Below are 26,096 nucleotides of genomic sequence, written 5' to 3'. Positions count from 1 at the left end.
TTCTTTTAATCTTATTTATCTTGCTGTGGAGGGGTTCCCGAGTGGCCAAAGGGATCAGACTGTAAATCTGACGGCTCAGCCTTCGAAGGTTCGAATCCTTCTCCCTCCACCATTTTACATCTCGAGCTTAGTTTGTTGCTGCTTAGTTCAATTATTGATTGTTATTTCTATTGATTCATTTGACCAAAAATCCTCGTTTATATTCTACAAACAACCTTTTCTTTGTTACAAAAAAACAAACCCACTAATACAACCTGTAAACCTTATGCTATCATTTTAATTCATTGGTATTTCTCACAAAATCATTTTCCATACTACCTCGTTCTTCCACCTATTTTTATCAATGCAACTCAACATCAGCATTTTTTAAAATATATGTTAGCTGATAGCGATAAACACTACTCTTAACTTTACATTTTAGTTATTATTTATTCCTTTTTGGAATAACGAGTATCATTGCATGTCATCTACTTGGGTCAATCAGGCCATCGCAAAAATAGAAGCCGATTATCAACGTTCCGCAGATACACATCTTATAAAATTAGATCTTCCGCAACTTGATGGTATAGACATTTATTTAAAAGACGAAAGTACTCATCCAACAGGTAGCTTAAAACATCGCTTAGCTCGATCACTATTTCTGTATGCGCTATGTAATGGCTGGATAAAAAAAGACACTCCCATTATTGAGTCTTCATCTGGGAGCACCGCTGTATCTGAAGCCTATTTTGCGCGATTACTTGGATTGCCCTTTATCGCTGTAATGCCACAAACGACTGCTAAAAAGAAGATTCAACAAATTGAATTTTATGGTGCGCGATGTCATTTTGTCGATAATGGTAGCCAAATGTATGCTGAATCAGAAAAATTAGCCGCTGAGTTGCAAGGCCATTATATGGACCAATTTACGTATGCTGAGCGAGCCACCGATTGGCGAGGTAATAACAATATTGCTGATTCTATATTTATCCAAATGGAAAAAGAGCCCCATCCTATTCCAAGCTGGATTGTAATGAGTCCTGGTACTGGTGGCACCAGCGCTACCATTGGCCGCTATATTCGTTATCAGCAGCAACAAACGCAGTTGTGCGTCGTCGACCCCGAAAATTCTGTATTCTACGATTACTTTCACAATGGTGACGCGAGCATTATTAGCGATAAGAGCAGTAAAATAGAGGGAATTGGTCGGCCACGTGTTGAACCGTCATTTATTGCTGGTGTAGTTGACTCTATGATTAAGATCCCTGATGCCGCCTCAATCGCAACGATTCAGTGGTTAGAGCAACTCATAGGGCGTAAAACAGGCGCATCTACTGGTACTAACTTATATGGGGCGTTGCTGTTAGCAACACAAATGCGTAACGAAGGTCAAACAGGTTCTATTGTGACCTTAATTTGTGATGCGGGTGAGCGCTATCTTGATACCTATTACAACCCGCAATGGATAGAAGACAATATTGGCTGTTTCGAACACTACCGAGAAAAACTCGTCGCGTTTAATGAATCAGGTTTACTTCGTTAACCTGTTAAAATTAAAAAGCCGTTGAATATTGATTCAACGGCTTTTTTGTTTCGTAAAAAAACAAGTGGTCATAATGAACACTAAATAAACACTTTTAGTCAATATTCAGATACTTATGTGTTTGTATCGATAAACGCCAGTTACGGCTAATACACACCTTCATGGCAAGTTCTGTTGCTCGCGCCTTTTGGCTAATAGGTTGTAAGCAAATGGTTTTATCGCTGACATCAATATTCAGTAATAATTTATCTAATTCATCAATATGGTGTTCTGTGGCGATAGGATGTTTAATTTCATTAGCACGATTTAATGCTTGTTCTAGTACCTTGTAGCCACCTTTCATATTGATTTTAGGTGATACAGTAACCCACACATCTGAATGACATTTTACGTCAAACGTGCCACTGGTTTCTATTTGTACCTGATAACCAGCCTCAATAAAAATCGTGGTTAATTCTGTCAAATTGTACAAACATGGCTCACCACCGGTTAACACAATGTGCTTAGCAGTAAAGCCTTTATCATGAAATGCTTGCAGTAACGTATAGCCTGTATGATCAGCCCATCTGCCGATGGTGCCGTCGACCTGAATCACTTGCTCTGCGGTCACTTTGTTTTCGGGTAACACATCCCAGGTTTGCTTTGTATCACACCATGCACAACCTACAGGACAGCCCTGCAAGCGAACGAACAGTGCAGGAACACCAGTATATGTGCCCTCACCTTGTATTGTTTCAAATACTTCGTTAACGGGATATTTCATCGTTTACCTTACTTCTAGAGACAAGTATTGGCTACCTGGCTTATAACGGGTCGGCATTTATAGAGTATTTTAACGTTAGCTGCAAGTATTTACACCTATGGCTTTGCAGTTGGGTCTGGCTTAGGTAACATATCAGTTCTATTTACCTGGACCACTAGGGGTTGATCACTCCGATCTTACCAGTCAGTTCAGTACGTTAAGAGTATATCCATGTCAGATGCAAAGCAAAACACGCCAACTAAAGCCCTTGTTGTTTTCAGTGGCGGTCAAGATTCAACCACTTGCCTTATTCAAGCCTTATCTCAATATGACGAAGTACACGGGATAACATTTGATTATGGCCAACGCCATCGTCAAGAAATCGAAGTGGCAAAATCCTTGGCTACTGAGTTGAAACTAGCTAGCCATAAAGTCATGGATACCACCTTATTAAACGAGTTAGCCATTTCAGCATTAACACGTGATGCTATTCCTGTATCACATGAGCTGATGAATAATGGCTTGCCGAATACTTTTGTGCCTGGACGTAATATTTTATTTTTAACTCTTGCGGGTATATATGCTTACCAATTAGGTTGCGATGCCATTATTACCGGCGTGTGTGAAACCGACTTTTCGGGCTATCCAGATTGCCGTAATGAATTTGTTCAATCAATGCAAAACTCATTAGCACTCGGAATGGATAAACCCCTTAAGATAATTACCCCATTAATGTGGCTCAATAAAGCTGAAACCTGGGCACTGGCTGATAAATATCAGCAATTAGCATTAGTACAACATCAAACGTTAACTTGTTATAACGGTATTGTTGGTAAAGGTTGTGGTGACTGCCCCGCTTGTGTCTTACGTCAACGTGGCCTAGATGATTACTTGCAAAATAGTCAATCAGTGATGGACTCATTAAACAGTAAGCTATAACAATATCGATAACATACTGTAACTAACTGCAACGGATTAATGCAGCTCTGTCGCAGCGCTATTTTGATGACGACACCAAAAATGCACACAGGTTAACGCTATGCGGCAATTTTGCGCTACAGTTAAGTTTAGTGTTTTTGGATAAATTAAATTGGCTTGTTTTGACGGTGCGCAAAGAGGATATTTTGCTAAATCATAAATCAAACACTGTTGGACTTTATCACTTTGTTGTTGTCATCAGCCTTATTTGTATTGGGCTGTTTGCAGCAGATATCCCTACGCCAGCATTTTTGCCTATTGATCAGTATTTAAGTTATCAATATAACGCCATTACTGATGGACAAATATGGCGATTAATCACCGGTAACCTGTTGCATACTAATTTATGGCATTTGCTGATGAATTTGGCAGGATTTTGGGTGATTGTATTTTTACATGAAGTCCATTACAAGCGTCATCCAGGCAAGTTGATATTACTGTTTCTCAGTTTATGTTTATTAGAAGGTATTGGTTTATATTTCTTTTATCCTAGTCTAAAAGCTTATGTAGGCTTAAGTGGTTTGTTGCATGGGTTGTTTGCTTTTGGTGCAGTAATGGACATTCGCAAAGGTTACCGTTCAGGTTATTTACTGTTGCTTGGCGTGATCATTAAAGTCGGATACGAGCAGGTATTTGGTGCGACGAGCAGTATTACCCAGTTAATTAATGCCAGAGTTGCCACTGAATCACATCTGGTTGGTCTTATTTGTGGAATATTGTGCGCGTTGTGCTGGTCAGCGATTGCCCATCGCTTCAAATATCACCACCTGCCTTAACGCTACACGCAAACTGTATTGACTTAAGCGTAGTTGTTTTAGCGCACATACTGGATAAACGGTATGTGCGCTTAATTGATTATAGGTTCTGCAGACTCTGACTCAATCTCTTGTCCATCCATTTCCTCAGACATCCCTGGAACAGTCAATTTTTCAGATTCAGATTCGGTAGATTGAACTGGGGCATTTGATTGTGCTCGCTCAACTAATTTATCGTATTCAGCTTGAGTAATAAGATAACTTTTTAATGGCGGTAATGGTTTAGTCGAAGGTTCTGTCACAGGAACTTCTGTCATACCACTGATATCAACTCGTCCAAATAGCAACGCAATAGTAATAACGAACACATGTATAAATATCACTATCAATGTTGTGTAACGACTTTTACTGACTACTGCCAAAAAACGTTGCCAAACATTGCCACTCATCATTGATTCGTTTGGCTGTAGTAACGATTCACTACTAGCAGGTTCAGATCCAATCGCACCCGTTAACTGCAACTGAATATTATCAGCGACTTGTTGTTGATGATGTTGTAATTCATTTTCATCTATCACTTCATCTTCTTTCTCAACAAAAGGTATCACGTCTTTGTTAAATTCAATGTTAGCATTTTCAACCCGCGGTGATGGCATGTTGCCCCAATGCGGAACAGCGCTATTAGTTGTAGTAGATTGAAGCGAACTCGACTGTTGGTTTTTTTCAGGCATATAGACTAACTCACCAAGAATGATCGGTTAAGTATAACGTTATAAACCTCATTAAGTAGCACCTTTTTATGAGGTTTATGGATGAATTGAATTAACAAATATTTAGCCAATCGAGCGTTAAATTAGCATTATAAGTAACATAAATGGATACTTCATTTTCAGCTTACACGTGTTCACCTAAATATAGCTATTAAGTATTGAGACTGATAGACTAGCGGTGCTCAAAATCCAATCAGCACTATTTACAGGATATTATGAATTCATTATCAAACACTCTGGCATCTCAGCAAACAGTTATCGAATCCACTGGATCAGATTACTGCCAAGCGGAAGAAAAAGCCAATGCCCTTTCACATGCATTAGGTATTGTTGCCGGCATCATCGGCTTAATGTTAATGCTGATAAAAGCACCCGATCATTTAACCTTTGTGCAAATTACTGGTGTGGTAATTTATGGTATTAGTATTATCGCTTTGTTTCTTGCCTCTACATTATATCACTCAAGCAAAAGTGCATTGTGGCGCAAACGCTATAAAATGGCAGACCACTGTGCTATTTACACTTTGATTGCAGGCACTTACACGCCAATGATGCTAATCAGTTTACAAAGCACACAAGCCACTGTGGTACTTACTGCCATTTGGTCTTTAGCTTTGGGCGGGGTTATCTTTAAAACATTGTTTATCGGTCGATTTAAGGCCTTTAGTGTGGTGCTGTATTTAGTGATGGGTTGGTTATGTGTCACTGTGATGGGCGACTTAAAAACTCACATGAGTTACTTAGGCTTAAGCTTACTCCTTATAGGCGGTTTATTTTATAGTCTAGGAGTGATTTTCTATGTTGGAAAACGCATTCCGTTTAATCACGCCATTTGGCATTTATTTGTGCTTGGTGGGGCATTCAGCCATTTTTTATGTATTTATCTCACCGTACTATAACGCTCTAAAGACAATATCACTTCTCATAAAATTGCGGTTGTACTATGGCCGCAATTTTTCTATTATCTGTTGCTAATACACAGCTAACTCTGCTTAAAGACACTATATGGAAACACATGACTAAACTGACGCCAATGGAGCGAATATGGTTTATTGTTAATATTATCCCTCAAGGCACTGTGCTACCTTATGGAATTGTCGCTGATTTAGCAGGGTTACCTGGTCGTGCGCGTTATGTCTCTAGAGCATTGAAATTAGCGCCTGAAACGCTTGCGCTCCCATGGCATAGGGTTATCAGTAGTCAAGGTAGGATTTCCTTCGCAAAAAATACCGAACCTTTTCAAACACAGCAAGAATTACTAAGATTAGAAGGTATAACAGTGAACGTAGGCAAGATTTCGTTGTCTCAATATCAATGGAAACCCGATCTAGCCACCTTAGTAATGACATTACCGTTTTAATCTTAGCCTATTCAGAATTCTAAACTTTAAGGTAATTATACATTGGTCAATAAATTAACTCGCTTATTCACTCTGATGTTGTGCACTAGCCCTGTCTTATTCGTACAGGCCTCTGACAACCGACAACTCACTGCAGATACTGAGTCTACGGCTAAATTGACTGTGTCAGAAACTGCTGTGATTGCAGAAAAACTCGAGCAAATTGATGTCCCGGCCTCATTAAGTGCCATTGAACAGGCTGCTATTTTATCGCCATTAACGGCCCACAGTGCAAAATACAATGTGTTTTATGGCAGTTTCGAATTAGGCGAAGCAAATTATCGTTTACCTGCAACCGACAGCGGCTTTTACAGCTATCATTTCGACAGCGATGTCAGCTTATTAATGCTGTCTGATCAGCGTCATCTTACCAGCGAATTCACCCTTGAAAACGGTAAATTGGTGCCATTTAGATACATACAAGAACGCACTGGAACAGGCAGTGATTACACCGAACAGACTGCATTTGCCAAAGCACAGAAATTTATTCACACCATCTATAAGCAAGAAGCATTAAAACTGCCATATGAAGAAAAAGTGTTTGATCCGTTAATGGTTCAATTACAATTCAGAATGGACCTCGCGGCCAATATACGCCCATTAGATTATAAAATGGTCAAAGAAAAAGAAGTCGATGACTATCAATTTAGAGTTATAGGCAAAGAAAAAGTCACAATAAAAAGCGGCACTTACGATACGGTTAAAGTTGAAGTGGTGCGTGACAGTACCAAAAGACAAACATTTTTCTGGATGGCGCCTGATTTAGCCTATCTACCTGTACGTTTAAGCCATTTTTCTAAAGGCAGTAAGCAACTCGATATTCAGCTAGCAAGCTACCAATTTGAACAACCATTGCCACCCATGACGCCTGTCGTCATCGATGGCCCTAAGCCTGAAGCTTCAACTGCTGTGGATGAACTGATGTCTGAAGCTGAAAATGAAGCTGGTATTAGTGAGTCTGAATTAGACGAAATTAAACAGTTAGCCGTTGATTAGCTCGCCTTTACGGAATAACTTCCATTCACCCGGTTGTAAAACCACCCAATTTTCATTGTTGGTTAATGGTCGAGTCGCAATCACAGTCACCACGTCATTCGGTGTGGTTTCCTGACTAAAATCGATGACAACATCAGTATCAATCAACGTTGCCTGTCCAAATGGAGCGCGGCGGGTAATATGACATAAGTTGTTAGTGCAATAAGTCATTAAGTCTATGCCGTTGCTCAACAACATATTAAACACACCTAACTGTCTTATTTCATCCGCAAGTTGGCTTATATACTGAAACACTTCGTTCATGTTTTCAGGTTCAAACTCGCCAAACTTATTAACTACAGACTCTAATATCCAGCAGAAAGCCAGCTCACTGTCAGTATCGCCAACAGGCTGAAAGCGTGATACTGAGAAGGTAGCTTGATAATCTGTTAATTGGCCATTATGCGCATAAGTCCAATAACGGCCCCATAGCTCGCGACTAAATGGGTGAGTATTAACCAACGATACACAACCTCGATTTGCCTGACGAATATGACTGATCACAATTTCACTTTTAATCGGATATGACTTAATAAGTTCGGCAATATGTGATTTGCTGCTAGGACAAGCATCTTTAAAAGTACGGTTACCTTTACCTTCATAGAAAGTAATTCCCCAGCCATCAACATGAGGACCGGTAACACCACCGCGTTCAGCTAAGCCTGTAAAACTAAAAACAATATCCGTTGGCACATTGGCACTCATCGCCAGTAATTCACACATTTGCCTTGCCTTTTCTGTTGCTATGTTGAGCTAAACACTTTTGAAGAACGTATTGTATCTACTAAGCTTATTGAGTGGAATATTTCTGACACACAAATATTTAAACAATTGTTTGAAAAACACTTGTATTCGAGGGCTCATAAGGTTAACTTTTACGTGACACAGGTCTGACCACGCTCTTTCTTGTGAATGAGATCAATAATAAAATAAGTTATTTGTCTACTTAAATAGCTTTAAGGAGAAGTACATTGACCACCCTACTTTGGATCATCGCGATGATCTTTGTGCTCGGCGCCATGGCATACCTGCGGGTATCGTTATTATCTACAACAATTGCTGCGGCGATTGTGTTAGTTGTCGGTAGCACTTTGGACATTATTGGTGTAATTACATGGATTGTTTTCCTTGTCATTGCGCTGCCACTAAACATCAAATCATTCAGACAGAATTTTATCAGTCGTCCGCTGATAAAAGTGTATCGCGGTATCATGCCTGAAATGTCTTCTACTGAAAAAGAAGCCATTGAAGCAGGTACAACGTGGTGGGAAGCAGATTTATTTGCCGGTAACCCTAACTGGAGCAAATTACATAACTATCCTAAAGCGCGTTTAACCGCAGACGAGCAAGCATTCATAGACGGACCCGTTGAAGAAGTGTGTAAAATGCTTAATCAACATGAAGTATCGCATGTGCTAGGTGACTTGCCACAAGATGTATGGCAGTTCTTAAAGGATCATGGTTTCTTCGCGATGATCATTAAGAAAAAGTACGGCGGGCTTGAATATTCAGCTTATGCTCAATCTTGTGTATTACAAAAACTTGCTGGTGTAAGTAGCGAACTTGCCTCAACAGTAGGTGTTCCTAACTCGTTAGGCCCTGGTGAGTTATTACAGCACTATGGTACTAAAGAGCAGCAAGATCATTACCTACCTCGTTTAGCTCAAGGTTTAGAAGTGCCATGTTTTGCACTTACTAGCCCTGAAGCAGGTAGTGATGCTGGCTCAATCCCAGATTTCGGCGTTGTATGTAAAGGTGAATTCCAAGGCGAAGAAGTGCTTGGTATGAAACTTACCTGGAACAAGCGCTACATTACCTTAGCACCTGTTGCTACCGTACTTGGGCTTGCGTTTAAACTACGCGACCCTGATCACCTACTAGGTGATAAAGAAGAATTAGGCATTACTTGTGCGCTTATTCCTACTGACATTCCTGGTGTTGAAACTGGACGTCGTCATTTCCCATTGAACTGTATGTTCCAAAATGGTCCAACACGCGGTAACGAAGTGTTTGTACCATTAAGCTTCATCATTGGTGGTCCAGAAATGGCTGGTCAAGGTTGGAGAATGTTGGTTGAGTGTCTATCTGTAGGTCGTGGTATTACCTTACCTTCAAACTCAGCTGGTGGCGTTAAAACTGCCGCTGTTGCAACCGGTGCTTATGCACGTATTCGTCGTCAATTTAAATTACCTATCGGTAAGTTAGAAGGCATCGAAGAGCCAATGGCGCGTTTAGGCGGTAATGCTTATCTAATGGATGCAGTGGCAACATTAACCACTACCGCTATCGATTTAGGTGAAAAGCCATCGGTTGTTTCAGCCATCGTTAAATTCCACTTAACCGACAGAATGCAAAAGTGTGTTATTGATGCAATGGACATTCACGGCGGTAAAGGTGTGTGTTTAGGGCCGAATAACTACTTAGGTCGTGGCTATCAAGCTGCACCGATTGCGATTACTGTAGAAGGTGCAAACATTCTAACTCGCTCAATGATCATTTATGGACAAGGCGCAATTCGCTGTCATCCATATGTATTGGCCGAAATGGAATCTGCTTTTGATACTGACGCAAATCGTGGTTTAGCTAACTTTGACGCGGCTATCTTTGGCCATATTGGCTTTGCAACGTCTAACTTTATTCGTAGCTTCTGGATGGGCTTAACCTCATCTCGTTTCTCGAATAGCCCTTACTCAGATAAAACCAAGCGTTACTACCAACAGATGAACCGTTTCAGTGCTAACTTAGCATTATTATCTGACTTAGCTATGGCAACGTTAGGTGGCAACCTTAAACGTAAAGAACGTATTTCTGCTCGTTTAGGTGACTTATTAAGCCAGCTGTATCTAACTTCAGCAACGCTAAAACGCTATGAAGATGATGGTCGTTTAACTGAAGATTTACCTTTAGTTCAATGGGCTGTTGAAGATTCATTATACAAGTTACAAGATTCGTTAGATGACTTACTGAACAACTTCCCAATGGGATTAGGCATTGCACTTCGTGCCGTTATTTTCCCATTCGGTCGTCCGATTAAGCGTCCTAGTGATGTATTAGACCACAAAGTGGCTAAGATTATGCAAACGCCTTGTGCTAGCCGTGACCGTTTAGGTAAAGGCCAGTTCTGGACTGCATCTGAGTTTAATGCTGTAGGTATCCAAGAACAAACGTTTAAAGATATCCTTGCCGCAGAGCCACTGTACGACAAAGTCTGTAAAGCTGCTGGTAAGCGTCTGCCATTTATGTGGTTAGATAAAGTTGCTGCAGAAGGTAAAGCGCTTGGTGTGTTAAGCGACAGCGAAATCGCTTTACTTGAACGAGCTGAAATTGGCCGCTTAAAATCAATTAACGTTGATGATTTCGATACCGATGAGCTTCGTGCGCAACTAGCACCTAAAGCTAAGCAAGAAAAAGCAGCCTAGCTGCTAGGTTAAAACCTAAAATAAAAAGGGTAAAGCGCAAGCTTTACCCTTTTTCATCTCTACAGTTTAATGATGTTAGAAGGATAATGATGAAACAGTTAAGCGGATTACAATTGATGCAAGCCATGTTAAATGGCGACATACCTGCCCCTTCTATTACTCAAACAATACCGATGAAAGCCATTGAAGTCAGTGAAGGCGCTGTAACGTTTGAAGCGCATGCAGATGAACGTCATTTAAATCCGATGGGCGGCGTACACGGTGGCTTTGCAGCAACGGTTATGGACACAGTAACTGCTTGCGCGGTTCATTCAGCACTCCCTGCTGGGGTAAGTTATTCAACCATTGATTTGAACGTTAAAATGGTTCGCCCTGTACCACAAAACCAGCGATTAATCGCTAAGGGAAGCTTAATGAACTTATCAAAGTCGTTAGGCATATCTGAAGGCACCTTAACCACTGAAGAAGGTAAGTTACTCGCTACTGCTACAGCGACCTGCCTTATTCTTCGCCCTTAGATAGTAGGATAAACTGTACTTTGCACGACTAGATGAAACGGGATCATAATACTCATTCCATTAGTGATGTCATTCTGTGTTGTCACTGAGTTTAGAGATTGTATTGAATCAAAGGTTGTTTGCGTACAAAACACAGCAACAAAAAAGCCAGTCACTTATTACATGACTGGCTTTTGTTTATCCCAATTTCCGGTTATTTCAAGACTTGCACATCAATGTTGACGCGATTAGCCTTCTTTTAACTCTATCTCTAACTGCTTAGCGACCGCTTCTGGTGAGCTACTATTACGAGCAAACAAGCTATAAGCAACAGGAATAACGATTAAGGTAAAGAAGGTTGCCAGTAAAATGCCTGATAACACCACGACTCCAATAACAAAACGAGTTTCAGCCCCTGCACCACTGGATAACACTAATGGAATAGCCCCTGCCGCAGTCGTAATACCGGTCATTAGAATAGGTCGTAATCGTTGAGTCGAAGCCTGCAAAATCGCTTGTTGAAATTCAACACCACGGTCTCGTAATTGATTGGCAAACTCAACGATTAAAATGCCGTTTTTAGCCGCCAAACCAACCAGCATGATAATGCCAATTTGACTGTAAATATTAATACTTTGACCGGTAAACCATAACCCAATTAGGGCCCCTAATGTTGCTAACGGAACGGTTAACATGATCACCATGGGGTGAACATAGCTTTCAAACTGTGCCGCAAGCACTAAAAACACAATGCCTAATGCGAGTAAAAAGACAAAGTTCATTGAGTTACCTGACTCTTGGTAATCTAACGATGGCCCCTTATAACTTATCACTGCTTCTGCAGGTAAATAAGTCGCTGCAAGCTGGTTGAGATAATCTAACGCTTCACCCAACGTATAATCATCGGCCAAATTGGCTTCTAAGGTGATAGAACGCATACGATTGTATCGATTTAACGAGCTAGCATCGGCAAACTCTTCAATCGAGACTAAGTTCGATAACGGGATCAGTTGTTGCGAGCGATCCGAACGAACGTAAAGATTCTCCATATCTGTAGCGGTACTTTGATTGTCACGATTACCTTCGACAATCACATCATACTCTTCACCATCGCGCATAAAGGTTGTCACCAAGCGCGAACCAAGCATCGACTCTAAGGTTCGACCAATATGAGCAATTGAGACACCTAAATCTGCTGCACGTTCACGGTCAATCACCACTCTCAACTGAGGTTTAGTTTCCTGATAATCGTGATCTAAACCAATGAGCTTATGATTTTCTTTGGCTTTCTCGAGCATAATGTCACGCCAATCAGCCAATTCTTCGTAACTTGGGCCACCAATCACAAACTGCACTGGCTTACCTACACCGCGACCAAAAGCTTGGCGCATAATCGGGAATGCACGAATACCAGCTAAATCTGATAAACGATTGCGGATATCAACAATAATTTCATTGGCACTTCTACGTTCAGCCCAATCTTCCAAAACGATAATGGCCATACCGTTAGAAAAGTCTGATGCGGTGCCAAAGCCACGAGGAGCGCGGAGCGCGGATCAATAAGCGCTTAATATCGCCACTTTCGACCAAAGGCATTAAGCGGCCTTCAACTTCATCCATGTATTTTTCAATGTATTCAAAGCTGGCACCCTGAGGCCCATTAACCATTAAAAACATCGAGCCACGGTCTTCTTGTGGAGCAAATTCTTGAGGGATTTTATTCAGTAAAAAACTACTTAATGCAAACGAGATTAATACGATTAATGACACTAATACAGGTCGCTTAACCCCTGCTTGCAAGCTTATCAAATACCAGCCCGATATCTTGCTCATCATTTTATCGATTTGTTTAACCAGCCAAGGATCTTGTGTTGCAGGCTTTAATAACTTTGAGCACATCATCGGGCTTAGTGTTAACGCCACAATACTGGAAAAAATCACAGCCGCACTCATGGTGACCGCAAATTCTTTAAACAACTTGCCTAAATCGCCCTCTAAGAAGGTAATAGGCATAAATACAGCTACCAGTACCAAAGTCGTTGCCACAATGGCAAAGCCCACTTCACGCGCACCTAGAAAGGCTGCTTTAAGCGGAGAATCACCTTCTTCAATCCGTCGATGAATATTCTCTAACATCACAATGGCATCATCAACCACCATACCAATCGCAAGGATCATCGCTAAGAGGGTCAGTAAGTTGATGGTATACCCTAGTGCATATAGCACTATAAACGTCCCCATTAAGGATACGGGCACTGTGATGGCTGGAATTAACATCGCTCGCACAGAACCTAAAAACAAGTAAATAACGATAATCACTAACACCATGGCGATAAACAGTGTTTGATAAACCTCATCAATAGAAGCTTCAATAAACACCGAGCTGTCGTATGAGCGTTTGATCTCCATTCCTGCTGGCAATGTTGGATTAAGTTTGTCGACCAATGCATTAGCAGCGCGCGCCACTTCAAGGGTGTTAGCGGTAGATTGCTTACTGACCCCTAAACCAATCATTGCCTCTTTGTTACCGCGGAAAATAATCCGCTCTTCCTCTGAGCCAATTTCAACCTTGGCGACATCACTTAATTTGACTAAGTAACCATCATCACCTTGCTTAATGACTAGGTTAGAAAAATCTTCTGCCGTTTTAAATACTCTGTCTAGGCGCACCGTAAAGTGACGCTCTTTCGATTCAATAGAACCCGCTGGTAACTCGACGTTTTCAGAACGTAATGCAGCTTCGACATCAGATACCGTTAGGTTGCGCGATGCTAATGCTTGGCGATCAATCCAGATTCGCAGCGCATACACTTTGCCGCCACCCAAACGCAATGTTGACACCCCATCGATGACTGAAAATCTATCCACTAAATAACGATTCGCGTAATCAGTAAGCTGCAAGATATCCATTTGGTCAGAGACCAAATTGAGCCACATAATGACTTCATCACTGCCGTTGGCTTTGTAAATAGAGGGAGCATCAGCTTCTTCTGGAAGCTGTTCTAATAAACCTGAAATACGGTCACGAACGTCATTGGTTGCCGCTTCAATATCACGATTAATATCAAATTCAATGGTAACGCTTGAACGGCCATCACTGCTTGACGAACTAATATGGCGGATGCCTTCAACGCCACTTATTCGATCTTCGATAAGTTGAGTGATTCGGCTTTCAACTACTGAAGCACTGGCGCCGCGATAACTGGTTTCGACTGACACTATAGGCGGGTCAATGTTTGGGTATTCCCGCAAGGGTAATTTATCGAATGAGACTAACCCTAAAACAATCAGCAAGATACTGATAACAGATGCAAAAACAGGCCGTTTAACCGATAAGTCAGTTAATATCATGCTGACTTCTCCATACCTTCTACTTGAGCAAACTTAAAGTTTTCGGCTTGTTCAACTTGAACTTTATCTCCTGGTCGAACTTTTAAAATTCCGCGAATAATCACTTGTTGGTCAACCTTAAGCCCATCGGTTATTTCAACCCAACCACGTGTCCGACTGCCTAAAGTAACTTGTTGCTGTTCGACAACATTTTCAGCATTTACTACATAAACATAATGCTTGTTTTGAATAGGAATAATTGCAGCTTCGGGTAATAGTAATGCTTCGCGACTTTGCTTAATAAGACGCACTTTCATCAACATGCCAGGCAGTAGCTTATAATCATCATTAGGCATTACCGCGCGCACAACTACCGCTCGAGTATCTGGGTTCACGCGGCTATCAATCGAAGTAACGACACCTTTAAATATCCGGTCTGGATAAGCAACAGCTTTAGCTTCAACGAGTTTGCCGGGTTGTAATTCTTGGATAAAACGCTCTGGCACTGAGAAATCTAATTTAATTTTACTCACATCATCTAAGGTACTAATTTGCTCACCTGGGGTCACTAAGCTGCCCACACTCACTTGGCGCAAACCTAATTTACCTGGAAATGGGGCTTTAATTGCGCGGTCTTCGAGTGCAGCTTTAGCCTGAGCCACTTCTGCACGAGTGGTATCAATTAAACTTTGTAAACGGTCGCGTTCTAATTCTGCAATCGTTTTGCTGGTAACCAATGATCGGATACGATCTAATTCGCGGAGGTTTTCAACTAACTTAATTTCGGTAACGGCTACTTTGGCTTTATGTTCGTCATTTCTGAGTTGTACTAATAACGAGCCTTTTTTAACTAAATCGCCATCATTGAAATTAATACTGGTGACAATTTCAGTAACTTTAGAGGTAACGATAATAGACTCATAGGCTTTACCCGTACCTAATGCTTCGACTTCATCACGAATAGGCATAATAGCCACCTTGGCAACCACCACATTAGGTATTGGCCTAGGACGTTGAACTATCGCTTCTTTAGGAGCCAGTAAATAGTAAGCCGACAGTGCCGCTAGCACTATGGCAATCAGTACGATTATCTTTTTCATTTCGAGTCCGTAACCATCAAAGGTTGAATGAATTATATCTATGATTTTTTTATCTAAAGTAATTGTACTTCGCAATACATTCACATCAAGTTGTTTTACTTTTGCTTACAAATTACGAACAGATTAAACAAATAGTTCACCCGCGCTAAATATGCATTTAATTCACATTATTAACAGAATTTATGCATACTTTATTAGTTTTACTCATTATTTGAATATTTAAACAATGGACATCAAAACTGTTCGACACATGCTGTGACAAATCGTATTGGGCTTCAGATTCTGTCGCTGCCCAGATTAAGAGTGTTCACTGTTGAAATGGGCACTGCCTAATATTGTGATTACTCAACAATGTAGTCAGTATGTTAGGGATACTACTTGTAAAAGGTTAATTCAAACTGAGTTTATAGGAGCTGAACAGCGTCCTATTGAATAGCATAAAAATTTATGTTTATACCATTGTTGTTTACCAGTGAACAAAATAAAAAGAGACGCTCCATGCGTCTCTTTCATGCTTAATAACTTAATTTTAAACCTTAGCGAACTTTACGGTCTTCTTGCATTAAGTCAGAGATAATTTTGTACACTTCGGTAATAGACTCATCCGATAGTGGCTTGTCTTCTACATCATGTAACAATATTTTAGTCTGATTAACATCATCAGTTTCTTTAAGCAGTAAACGATAATTGCCTTTTTTCAATGACAACTTTTCTTCGCTCCACAAAGAGCTCCAGAAACCACCGCTTTCTTCTAAATTAATATAAAACAGGCCTTTGCTGTTATCAGTATCAACAACATCAAAACCCATTTCCGGTAATACTAAGCGTAAACGCTCCCATACCGACTTATAATTTGCCTCGGCCAACCAATAAGCAGATTCAGTAGCATTAGTCACTAAATCAACTTTAATACCAAGGCTTTGCTCAATACGTGCAGCACGGATAGCTTGATCACGTTTAATGCTCATATAAGCAATAGCATTGTTAAGCATATCAGTGGTGTAACGACGTTTGTCTTCACCGCTTAATAAGATTTTTTGATCTTTATCATCGTAAAACTCTTGATGCTCAACTAAATCAATTGACACAGAACCAGAGCGACCATGTGGCTTCACGTCCACTTGGTAACGGTAACGTTGACGTAGTTGATAAACTTTGTCACTGCCCCACCAATTAGATTCGATGATTTCATCATTTTCAATCCAATCAGTTTCAATAAAGCCAGCGGTAAGGTCTTCGCTACGAACAGCTATATTATTTTTGTTTAGATAGCCATTGATGACATCAAAGATTTCTTGTTTTAAATCAGTAGTGCTTTCAATCGATTCAATCACGACACGAATACTATCACTGCTTTCTTCGATGTGTGTGCCTTCAGCCATTGGCAATACTTGTAATGGCGCACGAATATCAAGATTCTTGCCTACAAGCTGCTTATTTACGTTATTACCTACAACAGGAATGTCATATTCTTTGCTGTAAGTAGGCGTATTCAAGCCCTGTGGGATCGTCAATAATGGCGTTGTTTCAGCATTAACGAAATCATCATTACCATTGGCCTGACGGCGATCTAATGGCGTACTGCAAGCTGAAACAGCTGCAACAAGGAGTAACGGAGTGACTTTCTTTAACATGAATTTATTTTACCTCAATATGAGCTTGTTTCATTGTTTCTATTAACAGACCATGAAACTGCTCAGAAAGTTCAGTTAAAGGTAAACGAATATGACCATTAGCTATCAAACCCATTCTATGAACAGCCCATTTCACTGGAATTGGGTTGGCTTCACAAAATAACGAGCGATAAATACCCGTTAATGGTTGATCGATTGTTTCAGCTAATTGTGCATTTTTGGCTAACGCAGCATCACACATGGCTTTAAACGCATGTGGAACGATATTATTTGCAACTGAGATAACACCATTACCACCGAGTAATAAAAACTCACGTGCTGTGGCATCGTCACCGCTGTAAAGTAAGAAATCTTCACCACACAGTTCACGCAAACGTGCAACGCGGCTTAAATCACCCGTGGCTTCTTTTACACCAATAATATTACTGACACTTGATAATTCAGCCACAGTTTCTGGTTTCATATCAACAGCAGTACGACCTGGCACATTATAAAGAATTTGAGGAATGTCAGTACTTGCAGCAACGGCCGTATAATGGGCAATTAATCCCTTAGGCGTTGGTTTATTGTAATAAGGGGTTACGCCAAGCATGGCGACAACACCTGATTTTTGCATTGATTTGGTTAATTCGATTGCTTCTGCAGTGGCATTGGCGCCATTACCACCAATGACAGGAATACGACCTGATGCAAACTTAACAGTTTGGCAAACAACGGCCGCATGTTCTGTCATAGGCAAAGTTGCAGACTCGCCTGTAGTACCGACCGCGACTATGGCATCAGTACCTTGTTCAATATGGAACTCAACAAGTCGTTCAAGACTTGCATAATCTACTGTGCCATCACTATTCATTGGTGTGATTAAGGCTACGATGCTTCCGTTTATCATCTATCTTCCCCACGGTTTCAGGATTCGCTATGTTACTGATGCCAACCACTAATGACAAGCTCTTCGGTAACCATAATCTGAAATAAGTCATTAATGCTATTTAATGCAGCGTAACCTAGCATCTTTGAAGCCATAGCGCTAAAAAATAATCACATTTATGTGAGTGATATAGGTTACTATATTGAGGTGTTTTAGTGAAAAATGATAGCATTAGCACCCGCACAAAAACTGACATGCTTCGGCATAAGTTTTCGCTCTACGATATCAAAAGTGAGGAAAATCCATGACCAATTATCTGGTCGTTACGGCAATGGGCGCTGACCGTCCAGGATTAGTAAGTCGTTTAGCGCGTTTAGCAAGCGAATGTGATTGCGATATAGTCGACAGTCGTATGGCATTATTTGGTAATGAATTTACCCTAATTATGATGATATCTGGCTCTTGGTCAGCTATAACAAAAATAGAAAGTTTATTACCGGCGCTGAGTGTTGAACTTGAACTCATGACCGTCATGAAGCGAACATCCAAACATACTCCCAAAAACTTTGTTTCTCGTATTGAAGTGATATTCAATGGTGAAGACCAACGCGGAACCATGAAGAGCATTACTCAGTTTTTGGCCGAAAGAGGCCTCGACTTAGCGGCAGTGCGCTCTCACGCTGATGACAACGACAACCTTAAAACTCAGTCTATTTTATTAGCGATCAATATTCCTGATAAAATCAATCTATTGAAACTTGAACAAGGTATTCATGAGCTGGCAGAGTCTATGTCTCTAGAGTGCACAATTAAGCGTATGCAAGGCATTGCAGCGCCATAATAATTACTACAGTCACCTCTCATTGATGTGAACCTTGTACGTGCTAGTCACGTAATATCCACATCACATTTGATAAAGGATCAATCATGAACACATTAAACGTTGGTGATACTGCACCAAACTTTACCCTGCAAAACCAAGCAGGCGAAGCGGTATCACTGCAAGACACATTGTCTAAAGGCCCTGTGCTAGTGTATTTCTACCCTAAAGCATCAACTCCTGGTTGCACAGTGCAAGCACAAGGCCTGCGCGATATCAAAGCACAACTTGATGGTTTACACGTGACCGTATTTGGCATTAGCCCAGACCCTGTTGCTAAACTGGCTAAGTTTGCCGACAAACAACAGCTCAACTTCGCTTTGCTCAGTGATGAAGACCATGCGGTTGCTGATGGTTTTGGCGTATGGGGACAGAAAAAATTCATGGGTAAAATTTACGATGGCATTCATCGCTTAAGTTTTATCGTGGGTACAGATGGCAAAATCAGCCATGTGTTGAATAAATTCAAAACCAAAGATCACCACGAAGTGGTTCTGGCCACGTTAGCTGAGTAATTGAAGCAAGGTGAACACCTTGCTTATACGCTTATAACGTAATAATAAAAAAGGGCTTAGCAATAAATTGCTAAGCCCTTTTTAGTAAGACTATTAAGAAAAATCGTTAACGCCTAAGCGCTAACGTTCACACTATTTTAGTCTCTATACCGTTTTAGAATCTATACCGTTTTAGTGTCGCTTGGCTGCTGTGGCTTTTCTTCATCGGCTGAAGTCTCTGCATCACTCGACTCAGTTGTAGCGCTTGCAGCTTGTTTAGCCTTCTCTTGTGCGGCTAACTCTTTGGCTAACAAAGCAGTTTCTTGCTTAACTAATGCAGCCTCTTCGTCAGCTAATAAGCGGGCTTTTTCTTGTTGCTCAAATTGCGCTAACTCTTCTTCTTTACGACGAGCTTTTTCAATGATGCGTTGCTCAGCCTCTTCTGCTTCACGAACAGCTCTGGCTTCAGCGGCCGCTTTGGCTTCAGCTTCTGCCACTATTTTGGCTTGGCGATCGGCTTCGTCATCTAATGCGCGCTGAATAACCGCTTGGTCTTGCGCTTCTTGTGGCAATAAGCTAATTAACTCTATGCCCACAGGTAGCACAATCGCTTCAACGCCTGATATAACTTTAACCTTGCCTTCTTTGGTTAAGTAAACCAATGGCATAGCAGTGTCACCGTAGCGCTTTTTGAAATGATCATACGTAAAGTTTTCAGTTATATTGGTGATTTTCAATACCGCGCCTTTGGCCATTAAGGTGGCAATTTTGGCGTAAGATATGTTCTCACCAAACAAACATAAGCGCTTAAGATAAGATTCAGACAACTGATGACGAGCACTGGCGCTGTCAGCATTGTTTAAACCATACACTTTTTCGGTGCCCATTAAATCTTGGAAATGGAATGTCACCAACGGGTTTAACTGACGGTAAGGCGACATCACAAGCACTCGGCCAATACCACTTAAATCCATAAAATTAGATGCATGCTCTGACGCCGGGTTACCAAAGTACACCGGAATATTTTCCATGCGCGCTTGGCGAATACTGTCCCAGTTGTTGTCAGCTAGAATAACCTTAATATTTTTCGAGATTAAAATAGAAGCTAAATCACGTGAGAATTTAGACGCACCAAAGATTAACACCCCTTGATTAGAGCCCTCTTTCACACCTAAAAACTTAGCCCAACGACCGGCCGTTAAGCTTTGAATCACCACGGTACCAATAATAATTAAGAATACTAACGGTACAATCGAACTGGCACCTTCTAAGCCAACCGACTCTAGTTTAATGGCAAATAATGATGAAATGGCTGCTGCAACAATACCGCGTGGCGCAACCCAACTTAAAAACCACTTATCTTTTGACGACAAATTGGTGCCTAAGCCTGAAATCCAAATGCTTAATGGACGTGCGACAAACATCGCTACTAATAGCACCCCTACACCACCAAATCCTAGGTCCAGCATTGCACCAGAATCAAGGCGTGCGGCCAACAGAATAAACAACGCTGAAATCAGTAGTACGGTTAAGGTTTCTTTAAATTCCAAAATGTCGGCAATATCAACCCCGCGCATGTTCGCTAACCAAATACCCATTACCGTAACCGTTAACAAGCCAGACTCTTCTTGTAAAATGTTAGAGCCAACAAAAATGCCCAACATAATGGTTAATACTGCGGTGTTACGTAAGTAATGTGGGAATAAGTTTTTACGGATAGCTAAACCCGTTAAGTAACCGCCTGCAGCACCTAGACCAAAACCAAGCACTAAGGTTAAGCCTAATGCAGTCAATACGTGCGTGGTCGGGTCGGCTGTAACGGCGATATACTCAAATACTAGTACCGCTAATAATGCACCGATGGGATCAATAACGATGCCTTCCCAGCGCAATATACTGGCTAAATTGGATTTTGGTTGCACCGTGCGTAACATAGGCACAATCACGGTTGGCCCTGTCACCACTACTAGTGCGCCAAATAACATGGCAATTGCCCAATCAAACCCAAGCAAAAAATGCGCTGCTGGTGCAATACACGCCCAGGTAATAAATGCGCCGATGGTGACAAGGTGGGTCACCATTCGTCCATGTTCTTTAATTTCTTTAAAGTTAAGTGTCAGCGCACCTTCAAACAGGATGACCGCAACACCTAACGAAATAATAGGAAACAATAAATCACCAAAGATTTCATCTGGGTCTAATATCCCTAATCCTGGCCCTAACAGTAAACCACATAATAAAAGTGGTAAAATTGCTGGTAGACGTAATTTCCAACCAACCCATTGACACAAAAGCGATAACACACCGATTAATGCCAGCATGCCTGTAATGTGTTCAACCATAATTGTTTCCTTTTGTATTGCTATCATTGCTAATGACTAACTTAATAAGCAATGCGACTCACGTTAATATCGTGCTCTAAATGCATTCAACTTGACTGTTTACAACAACTTAATCAGCCAAATCATTAATTGCGATTAATCTATTTCTGTTAATCGATAAAACTTACTGATCTTTCTTTTTATTTCATCATAGGGACATAGTTAACTGATGCATATATGTTTGAGCCCATTAAAAACAGCTGACAAAATTTTGCATATAACATACTAATTTAACAGTAGGATCAAGAATTTTTTTGACCAATATCACATTTTATACCTTTTGCATATTTTTAACATATACATCTGAATTACTTCAGCAAATGGCAACATTAATTTAGACTCTAATCGATTGTTTTTTATCTATTAATTATCTAAAAGCAAAAACCTCAGCAAAAGCTGAGGTTTTATTAATAACATACATATAACGTAATTATTGTGGAATGCTCACCTTACCTTCCATTAATACTCGCGCACTTCGGCTCATAATGGCTTTTTTAACTTGCCATTGACCTTGTACTAATGCTGCTTGCGCACCTACACGTAAAGTGCCAGATGGATGGCCGAAACGAACTGCACTCAGCTCACCGCCGCCAGCAGCTAAATTAACTAATGTGCCAGGAATCGCAGCAGCAGTGCCAATCGCCACCGCAGCAGTGCCCATCATCGCATGGTGCAATTTACCCATAGACAATGCCCGCACGACCAGATCGATATCATCAGTATTAACCGCTTTGCCACTGGAAGAAATATAATTCGCAGCAGGTGCAACAAAAGCCACTTTAGGGGTATGTTGACGGGCTACCGCTTCATCAATATGCTTAATTAAGCCCATTTTTACTGCACCATAAGCCCGAATGGTTTCAAACATGGCTAAGGCTTTATCGTCATTATTAATGTCATCTTGCAACTCAGTACCTTGATACTGAATATCGGCAGCATTAATAAAAATCGTTGGAATGCCCGCATTGATCATGGTCGCTTTAAAGGTCCCTACGCCAGGTACGTTAAGTTCATCAACCACGTTACCAGTAGGAAACATAGCACCATCACCATCAGCAGGGTCTAAAAACTCTACTTGCACTTCAGCTGCGGGGAACGTCACACCATCAAGTTCAAAATCACCGGTTTCTTGCACTTCGCCGTTGGTAATAGGGACATGAGCAATAATGGTTTTATGAATATTGGCTTGCCAAATACGCACGATTGCGGTGCCATTTTCAGGCACTCGGCTTGGATCGATTAAACCATTACTAATGGCAAATGAACCCACCGCTGCAGTTAAATTACCGCAGTTGCCGCTCCAATCAACAAACGGCTTATCAATCGATACTTGACCAAATAAATAGTCAACATCGTGATCAGCTTGAGTACTTTTAGATAAGATAACCGTTTTACTGGTACTTGACGTTGCTCCACCCATCCCATCGGTGTGTTTACCGTAAGGATCGGGACTGCCAATAACCCGCAATAATATTGCATCGCGGGCTGCGCCTGCCACTTGAGCAGCCGCAGGCAAGTCAGTTAAGCTGAAAAAAACCCCTTTACTGGTGCCGCCGCGCATATAAGTCGCTGGAATTTTCATTTGTGGTAAATGAGCCATCACATATTCCTAAAATAACAAAAGACCAAACCGGCAACCTAGCAATAAGCTTATAAGCTGCCGGTTAAATAAGGCACAAAATCAAATAATCACTTGGTTTCGTTAGCTAAAAAGTCCTGAGCAAAACGTTGTAATACACCACCCGCTTCATAAATTGACAACTCTTCGGCAGTGTCAACACGACACTTAACCGGAATGGTCACTTGTTCACCATTTTTACGAGTCATAATCACATTTAACATAGCGCCCGGTTTGCGTTCGCCCACCACATCGTAGGTTTCCGTGCCATCAATATGATAAGTATGACGATTATGACCTGCAGTGAACTCAAGCGGTAACACGCCCATACCCACCAAGTTAGTGCGGTGAATACGCTCAAAGCCTTCAGCAACAATCACTTCAACCCCAGCAAGGCGCACGCCTTTTGCAGCCCAGTCACGTGACGAACCTTGACCGTAATCTGCACCAGCAATAATAATCAGTGGTTGCTTACGTTCCATATAGGTTTCAATCGCTTCCCACATGCGAGTGACTTGGCCTTCAGGTTCTATGCGCGCAAGTGATCCTTGCTTAACCTTGCCATTTTCCTGCACCATTTCGTTAAACAGTTTAGGGTTAGCAAAGGTGGCACGCTGCGCAGTTAAGTGATCGCCACGGTGAGTGGCATAAGAGTTAAAGTCAGCTTCAGGCAAGCCCATTTTGTGTAAATATGCACCTGCGGCACTGTCGAGCATAATCGCATTTGATGGCGATAAATGATCGGTGGTGATGTTGTCTCCAAGCACTGCTAATGGACGCATACCTTTCATGGTGCGCTTACCCGCCAATGCTCCGTCCCAATAAGGTGGACGGCGAATATAAGTGCTTTGCGGACGCCAATCATATTGTGGATTTACGTGAGTACCATACTCGACTTTAATGTCGAACATTGGCTCATACACTTTACGGAATTGTTCAGGCTTAACGCTTGCTTTAACAACTGCATCAATTTCTTCGTCGGTTGGCCATATGTCTTTCAACGTAACCGCTTGACCTTGGTTATCGATGCCTAAAATATCTTTTTCAATATCAAAACGAATCGTACCGGCAATGGCGTAAGCAATAACCAAAGGTGGAGATGCTAAAAATGCTTGCTTAGCATAAGGATGAATACGGCCATCAAAGTTACGATTGCCCGACAATACTGCAGTAGCGTATAAGTCGCGATCAATCACTTCTTGTTGAATAACCGGATCAAGCGCGCCGCTCATGCCGTTACACGTGGTACAGGCAAAGCCGACAATGCCAAACCCTAAGTTTTCAAGCTCAGGCAATAAACCTGCTTCTTCTAAATACAATTGCACTGCTTTAGAGCCAGGCGCAAGCGATGATTTCACCCAAGGTTTACGTAATAATCCACGGGCATTGGCATTGCGAGCCAATAAACCGGCAGCAATCATGTTGCGTGGGTTACTGGTGTTAGTACAACTGGTAATCGCAGCAATAATCACTGCACCATCGGGCATTTTACCGGGTTCGTTTTCAACCACGCCACTAATACCACGCGCCGCTAATTCAGATGTCGGTACACGACTGTGTGGGTTAGACGGGCCTGCAATGTTACGACCAACAGATGACAAGTCAAAGTGTAATACACGTTCATACACAGCATTCGTTAACGTATCAGCCCATAAACCCGCTTGCTTGGCATAGGTTTCAACTAGTTTAACTTGCGCGTCGTCACGGCCAGTTAACGTTAGATAATCGATAGTTTGTCTATCGATATAAAACATCGCCGCGGTAGCGCCGTATTCAGGCGTCATATTAGTAATAGTAGCGCGATCGCCAAGGGTTAAATGGGTGGTACCTTCGCCATAAAACTCAAGATACGATGACACCACTTTTTGCGCACGTAAGTATTCCGTTAACGCCAGCACTATATCGGTAGCGGTAATACCAGGTTGCGGTTTACCCGTTACTTCAACACCGACAATTTCTGGTAAACGCATATAAGATGCACGGCCGAGCATGACGCTTTCAGCTTCTAAGCCGCCCACACCAATGGCAATAACACCTAATGCATCTACATGAGGTGTATGGCTGTCGGTACCTACCAATGTGTCAGGAAACGCGACACCATTTAGCGAATGTACTACAGGCGACATACGCTCTAAGTTAATTTGATGCATGATGCCGTTACCCGGTTGGATAACATCAACGTTTTTAAATGCCGTTTTGGTCCAATTGATGAAATGGAAACGGTCTTCATTGCGGCGGTCTTCAATGGCGCGGTTTTTCTCAAACGCGTCTTTTTCAAAACCAGCATGCTCTACAGCCAGCGAGTGATCGACAATCAATTGAGTCGGTACTACTGGGTTCACTTTTGAGGGGTCGCCACCTTTTTCAGCAATCGCATCACGCAGGCCTGCTAAGTCGACTAATGCAGTTTGACCTAAAATATCATGACAAACCACACGGGCCGGATACCACGGGAAATCAAGGTCACTTTTGCGCTCAATCAGCTGCTTTAGCGAATCAATAAGCATATCTGGCGAACAACGACGAACTAGGTTCTCGGCAAACACACGAGAACAATAAGGTAGTTTGGCATAGGCACCAGGCTCAATCGCATCAACAGCCTCTTGGGTGTCAAAATAATCTAATTGGGTGCCAGGTAAGGCTTTACGGTATTGAGTATTCATAACTTCATCCA

19 protein-coding genes, 1 tRNA gene and 1 pseudogene are annotated in these 26,096 nt (G+C 41.6%); 11 read left to right on the top strand and 10 right to left on the bottom strand.

Translation table 11 applies throughout. The annotated features are described in order from the left end of the window. Positions 1-27 precede the first annotated feature (27 nt). Positions 28-112 (top strand) — tRNA-Tyr (locus tag SFRI_RS09655). Between the two features lie 348 nt (positions 113-460). Next, on the top strand, positions 461-1,522 hold the full coding sequence (locus SFRI_RS09650) for a PLP-dependent cysteine synthase family protein (protein ID WP_011637341.1): 1,062 nt from the start codon (positions 461-463) through the stop codon (positions 1,520-1,522). A 94-nt stretch (positions 1,523-1,616) separates the two neighbouring features. On the opposite strand, the gene queE is transcribed toward SFRI_RS09650, so the two are convergent. Next, positions 1,617-2,285, bottom strand: a complete 669-nt coding sequence (gene queE / locus SFRI_RS09645; protein ID WP_011637340.1) for a 7-carboxy-7-deazaguanine synthase QueE — start codon at positions 2,283-2,285, stop codon at positions 1,617-1,619. Between the two features lie 210 nt (positions 2,286-2,495). Between queE and queC the strand changes: the two genes are divergently transcribed. Both queC and rrtA read left to right on the top strand, forming a co-directional pair. Next, positions 2,496-3,203 (top strand): 7-cyano-7-deazaguanine synthase QueC, encoded by a 708-nt coding sequence (gene queC, locus SFRI_RS09640; RefSeq protein WP_011637339.1) that lies wholly within the window; start codon positions 2,496-2,498, stop codon positions 3,201-3,203. A 185-nt stretch (positions 3,204-3,388) separates the two neighbouring features. Continuing rightward, positions 3,389-4,018 (top strand): rhombosortase, encoded by a 630-nt coding sequence (gene rrtA, locus SFRI_RS09635; protein ID WP_011637338.1) that lies wholly within the window; start codon positions 3,389-3,391, stop codon positions 4,016-4,018. A gap of 71 nt (positions 4,019-4,089) precedes the next feature. On the opposite strand, the gene SFRI_RS09630 is transcribed toward rrtA, so the two are convergent. Beyond that, positions 4,090-4,728 (bottom strand): hypothetical protein, encoded by a 639-nt coding sequence (locus SFRI_RS09630; RefSeq protein ID WP_011637337.1) that lies wholly within the window; start codon positions 4,726-4,728, stop codon positions 4,090-4,092. A 254-nt stretch (positions 4,729-4,982) separates the two neighbouring features. On the opposite strand from SFRI_RS09630, the gene trhA reads away from it, so the two are divergent. From trhA to SFRI_RS09615, 3 genes are all read left to right on the top strand, one after another. After that, positions 4,983-5,666, top strand: coding sequence for a PAQR family membrane homeostasis protein TrhA (trhA, locus tag SFRI_RS09625; RefSeq protein ID WP_011637336.1), 684 nt, complete (start codon positions 4,983-4,985; stop codon positions 5,664-5,666). Between the two features lie 116 nt (positions 5,667-5,782). Further along, complete coding sequence (locus SFRI_RS09620; RefSeq protein WP_041413551.1) at positions 5,783-6,127, top strand: MGMT family protein; 345 nt, start codon at positions 5,783-5,785, stop codon at positions 6,125-6,127. A gap of 75 nt (positions 6,128-6,202) precedes the next feature. Beyond that, complete coding sequence (locus tag SFRI_RS09615; protein ID WP_011637334.1) at positions 6,203-7,162, top strand: DUF3108 domain-containing protein; 960 nt, start codon at positions 6,203-6,205, stop codon at positions 7,160-7,162. Here the strand turns inward: SFRI_RS09615 and SFRI_RS09610 are convergent. Further along, positions 7,148-7,924 (bottom strand): class II glutamine amidotransferase, encoded by a 777-nt coding sequence (locus SFRI_RS09610; RefSeq protein ID WP_011637333.1) that lies wholly within the window; start codon positions 7,922-7,924, stop codon positions 7,148-7,150. The two genes, SFRI_RS09615 and SFRI_RS09610, sit on opposite strands and share 15 nt — an antisense overlap. Before the next feature lie 248 nt (positions 7,925-8,172). Between SFRI_RS09610 and fadE the strand changes: the two genes are divergently transcribed. Together fadE and SFRI_RS09600 are read left to right on the top strand one after the other, a co-directional pair. Next, the gene (gene fadE / locus SFRI_RS09605; RefSeq protein ID WP_011637332.1) at positions 8,173-10,620 is read left to right on the top strand and encodes an acyl-CoA dehydrogenase FadE; all 2,448 of its coding nucleotides are present in this window, start codon (positions 8,173-8,175) and stop codon (positions 10,618-10,620) included. 89 nt (positions 10,621-10,709) lie between these two features. Next, the gene (locus tag SFRI_RS09600) at positions 10,710-11,138 is read left to right on the top strand and encodes a PaaI family thioesterase (protein WP_011637331.1); all 429 of its coding nucleotides are present in this window, start codon (positions 10,710-10,712) and stop codon (positions 11,136-11,138) included. Positions 11,139-11,365: 227 nt separating this feature from the next. Here SFRI_RS09600 and SFRI_RS09595 read toward each other — a convergent pair. From SFRI_RS09595 to dapA, 4 genes and pseudogenes are all read right to left on the bottom strand, one after another. Next, positions 11,366-14,468 (bottom strand): annotated as a pseudogene (locus tag SFRI_RS09595) (efflux RND transporter permease subunit). Beyond that, positions 14,465-15,547 carry an efflux RND transporter periplasmic adaptor subunit gene (locus tag SFRI_RS09590; RefSeq protein WP_041412926.1) on the bottom strand — a complete coding sequence of 361 codons (1,083 nt, stop codon included), beginning with the start codon at positions 15,545-15,547 and terminating at the stop codon, positions 14,465-14,467. Before SFRI_RS09590 ends, SFRI_RS09595 begins: the two are co-directional and overlap by 4 nt. Positions 15,548-16,083: 536 nt before the next feature. Further along, positions 16,084-17,181 (bottom strand): outer membrane protein assembly factor BamC, encoded by a 1,098-nt coding sequence (bamC, locus tag SFRI_RS09585; protein ID WP_011637329.1) that lies wholly within the window; start codon positions 17,179-17,181, stop codon positions 16,084-16,086. Positions 17,182-17,185: 4 nt separating this feature from the next. After that, positions 17,186-18,070: a 4-hydroxy-tetrahydrodipicolinate synthase gene (gene dapA, locus SFRI_RS09580; RefSeq protein ID WP_011637328.1), complete on the bottom strand. Its 885-nt coding sequence runs from the start codon at positions 18,068-18,070 to the stop codon at positions 17,186-17,188. A 283-nt stretch (positions 18,071-18,353) separates the two neighbouring features. Between dapA and SFRI_RS09575 the strand changes: the two genes are divergently transcribed. Together SFRI_RS09575 and bcp are read left to right on the top strand one after the other, a co-directional pair. Next, on the top strand, positions 18,354-18,890 hold the full coding sequence (locus SFRI_RS09575; RefSeq protein WP_011637327.1) for a glycine cleavage system transcriptional repressor: 537 nt from the start codon (positions 18,354-18,356) through the stop codon (positions 18,888-18,890). Positions 18,891-18,976: 86 nt separating this feature from the next. After that, a complete protein-coding gene (bcp, locus tag SFRI_RS09570; RefSeq protein WP_011637326.1) occupies positions 18,977-19,444 on the top strand; it encodes a thioredoxin-dependent thiol peroxidase in 468 nt (155 codons plus the stop codon). A 161-nt stretch (positions 19,445-19,605) separates the two neighbouring features. On the opposite strand, the gene SFRI_RS09565 is transcribed toward bcp, so the two are convergent. The 3 genes from SFRI_RS09565 to acnD form a co-directional block, all read right to left on the bottom strand. Next, positions 19,606-21,765 carry a cation:proton antiporter gene (locus SFRI_RS09565; protein ID WP_011637325.1) on the bottom strand — a complete coding sequence of 720 codons (2,160 nt, stop codon included), beginning with the start codon at positions 21,763-21,765 and terminating at the stop codon, positions 19,606-19,608. 469 nt (positions 21,766-22,234) lie between these two features. Continuing rightward, complete coding sequence (gene prpF, locus SFRI_RS09560) at positions 22,235-23,404, bottom strand: 2-methylaconitate cis-trans isomerase PrpF (protein WP_011637324.1); 1,170 nt, start codon at positions 23,402-23,404, stop codon at positions 22,235-22,237. 89 nt (positions 23,405-23,493) lie between these two features. Continuing rightward, positions 23,494-26,085, bottom strand: coding sequence for a Fe/S-dependent 2-methylisocitrate dehydratase AcnD (gene acnD / locus SFRI_RS09555; protein ID WP_041412924.1), 2,592 nt, complete (start codon positions 26,083-26,085; stop codon positions 23,494-23,496). Positions 26,086-26,096: the final 11 nt, after the last annotated feature.

The organism is Shewanella frigidimarina NCIMB 400, assembly GCF_000014705.1.
Lineage (GTDB): Bacteria > Pseudomonadota > Gammaproteobacteria > Enterobacterales > Shewanellaceae > Shewanella > Shewanella frigidimarina.
The sequence above is the reverse complement of the archived record's forward strand: the minus strand, read 5'-3'. Positions and strand labels throughout refer to the sequence as shown.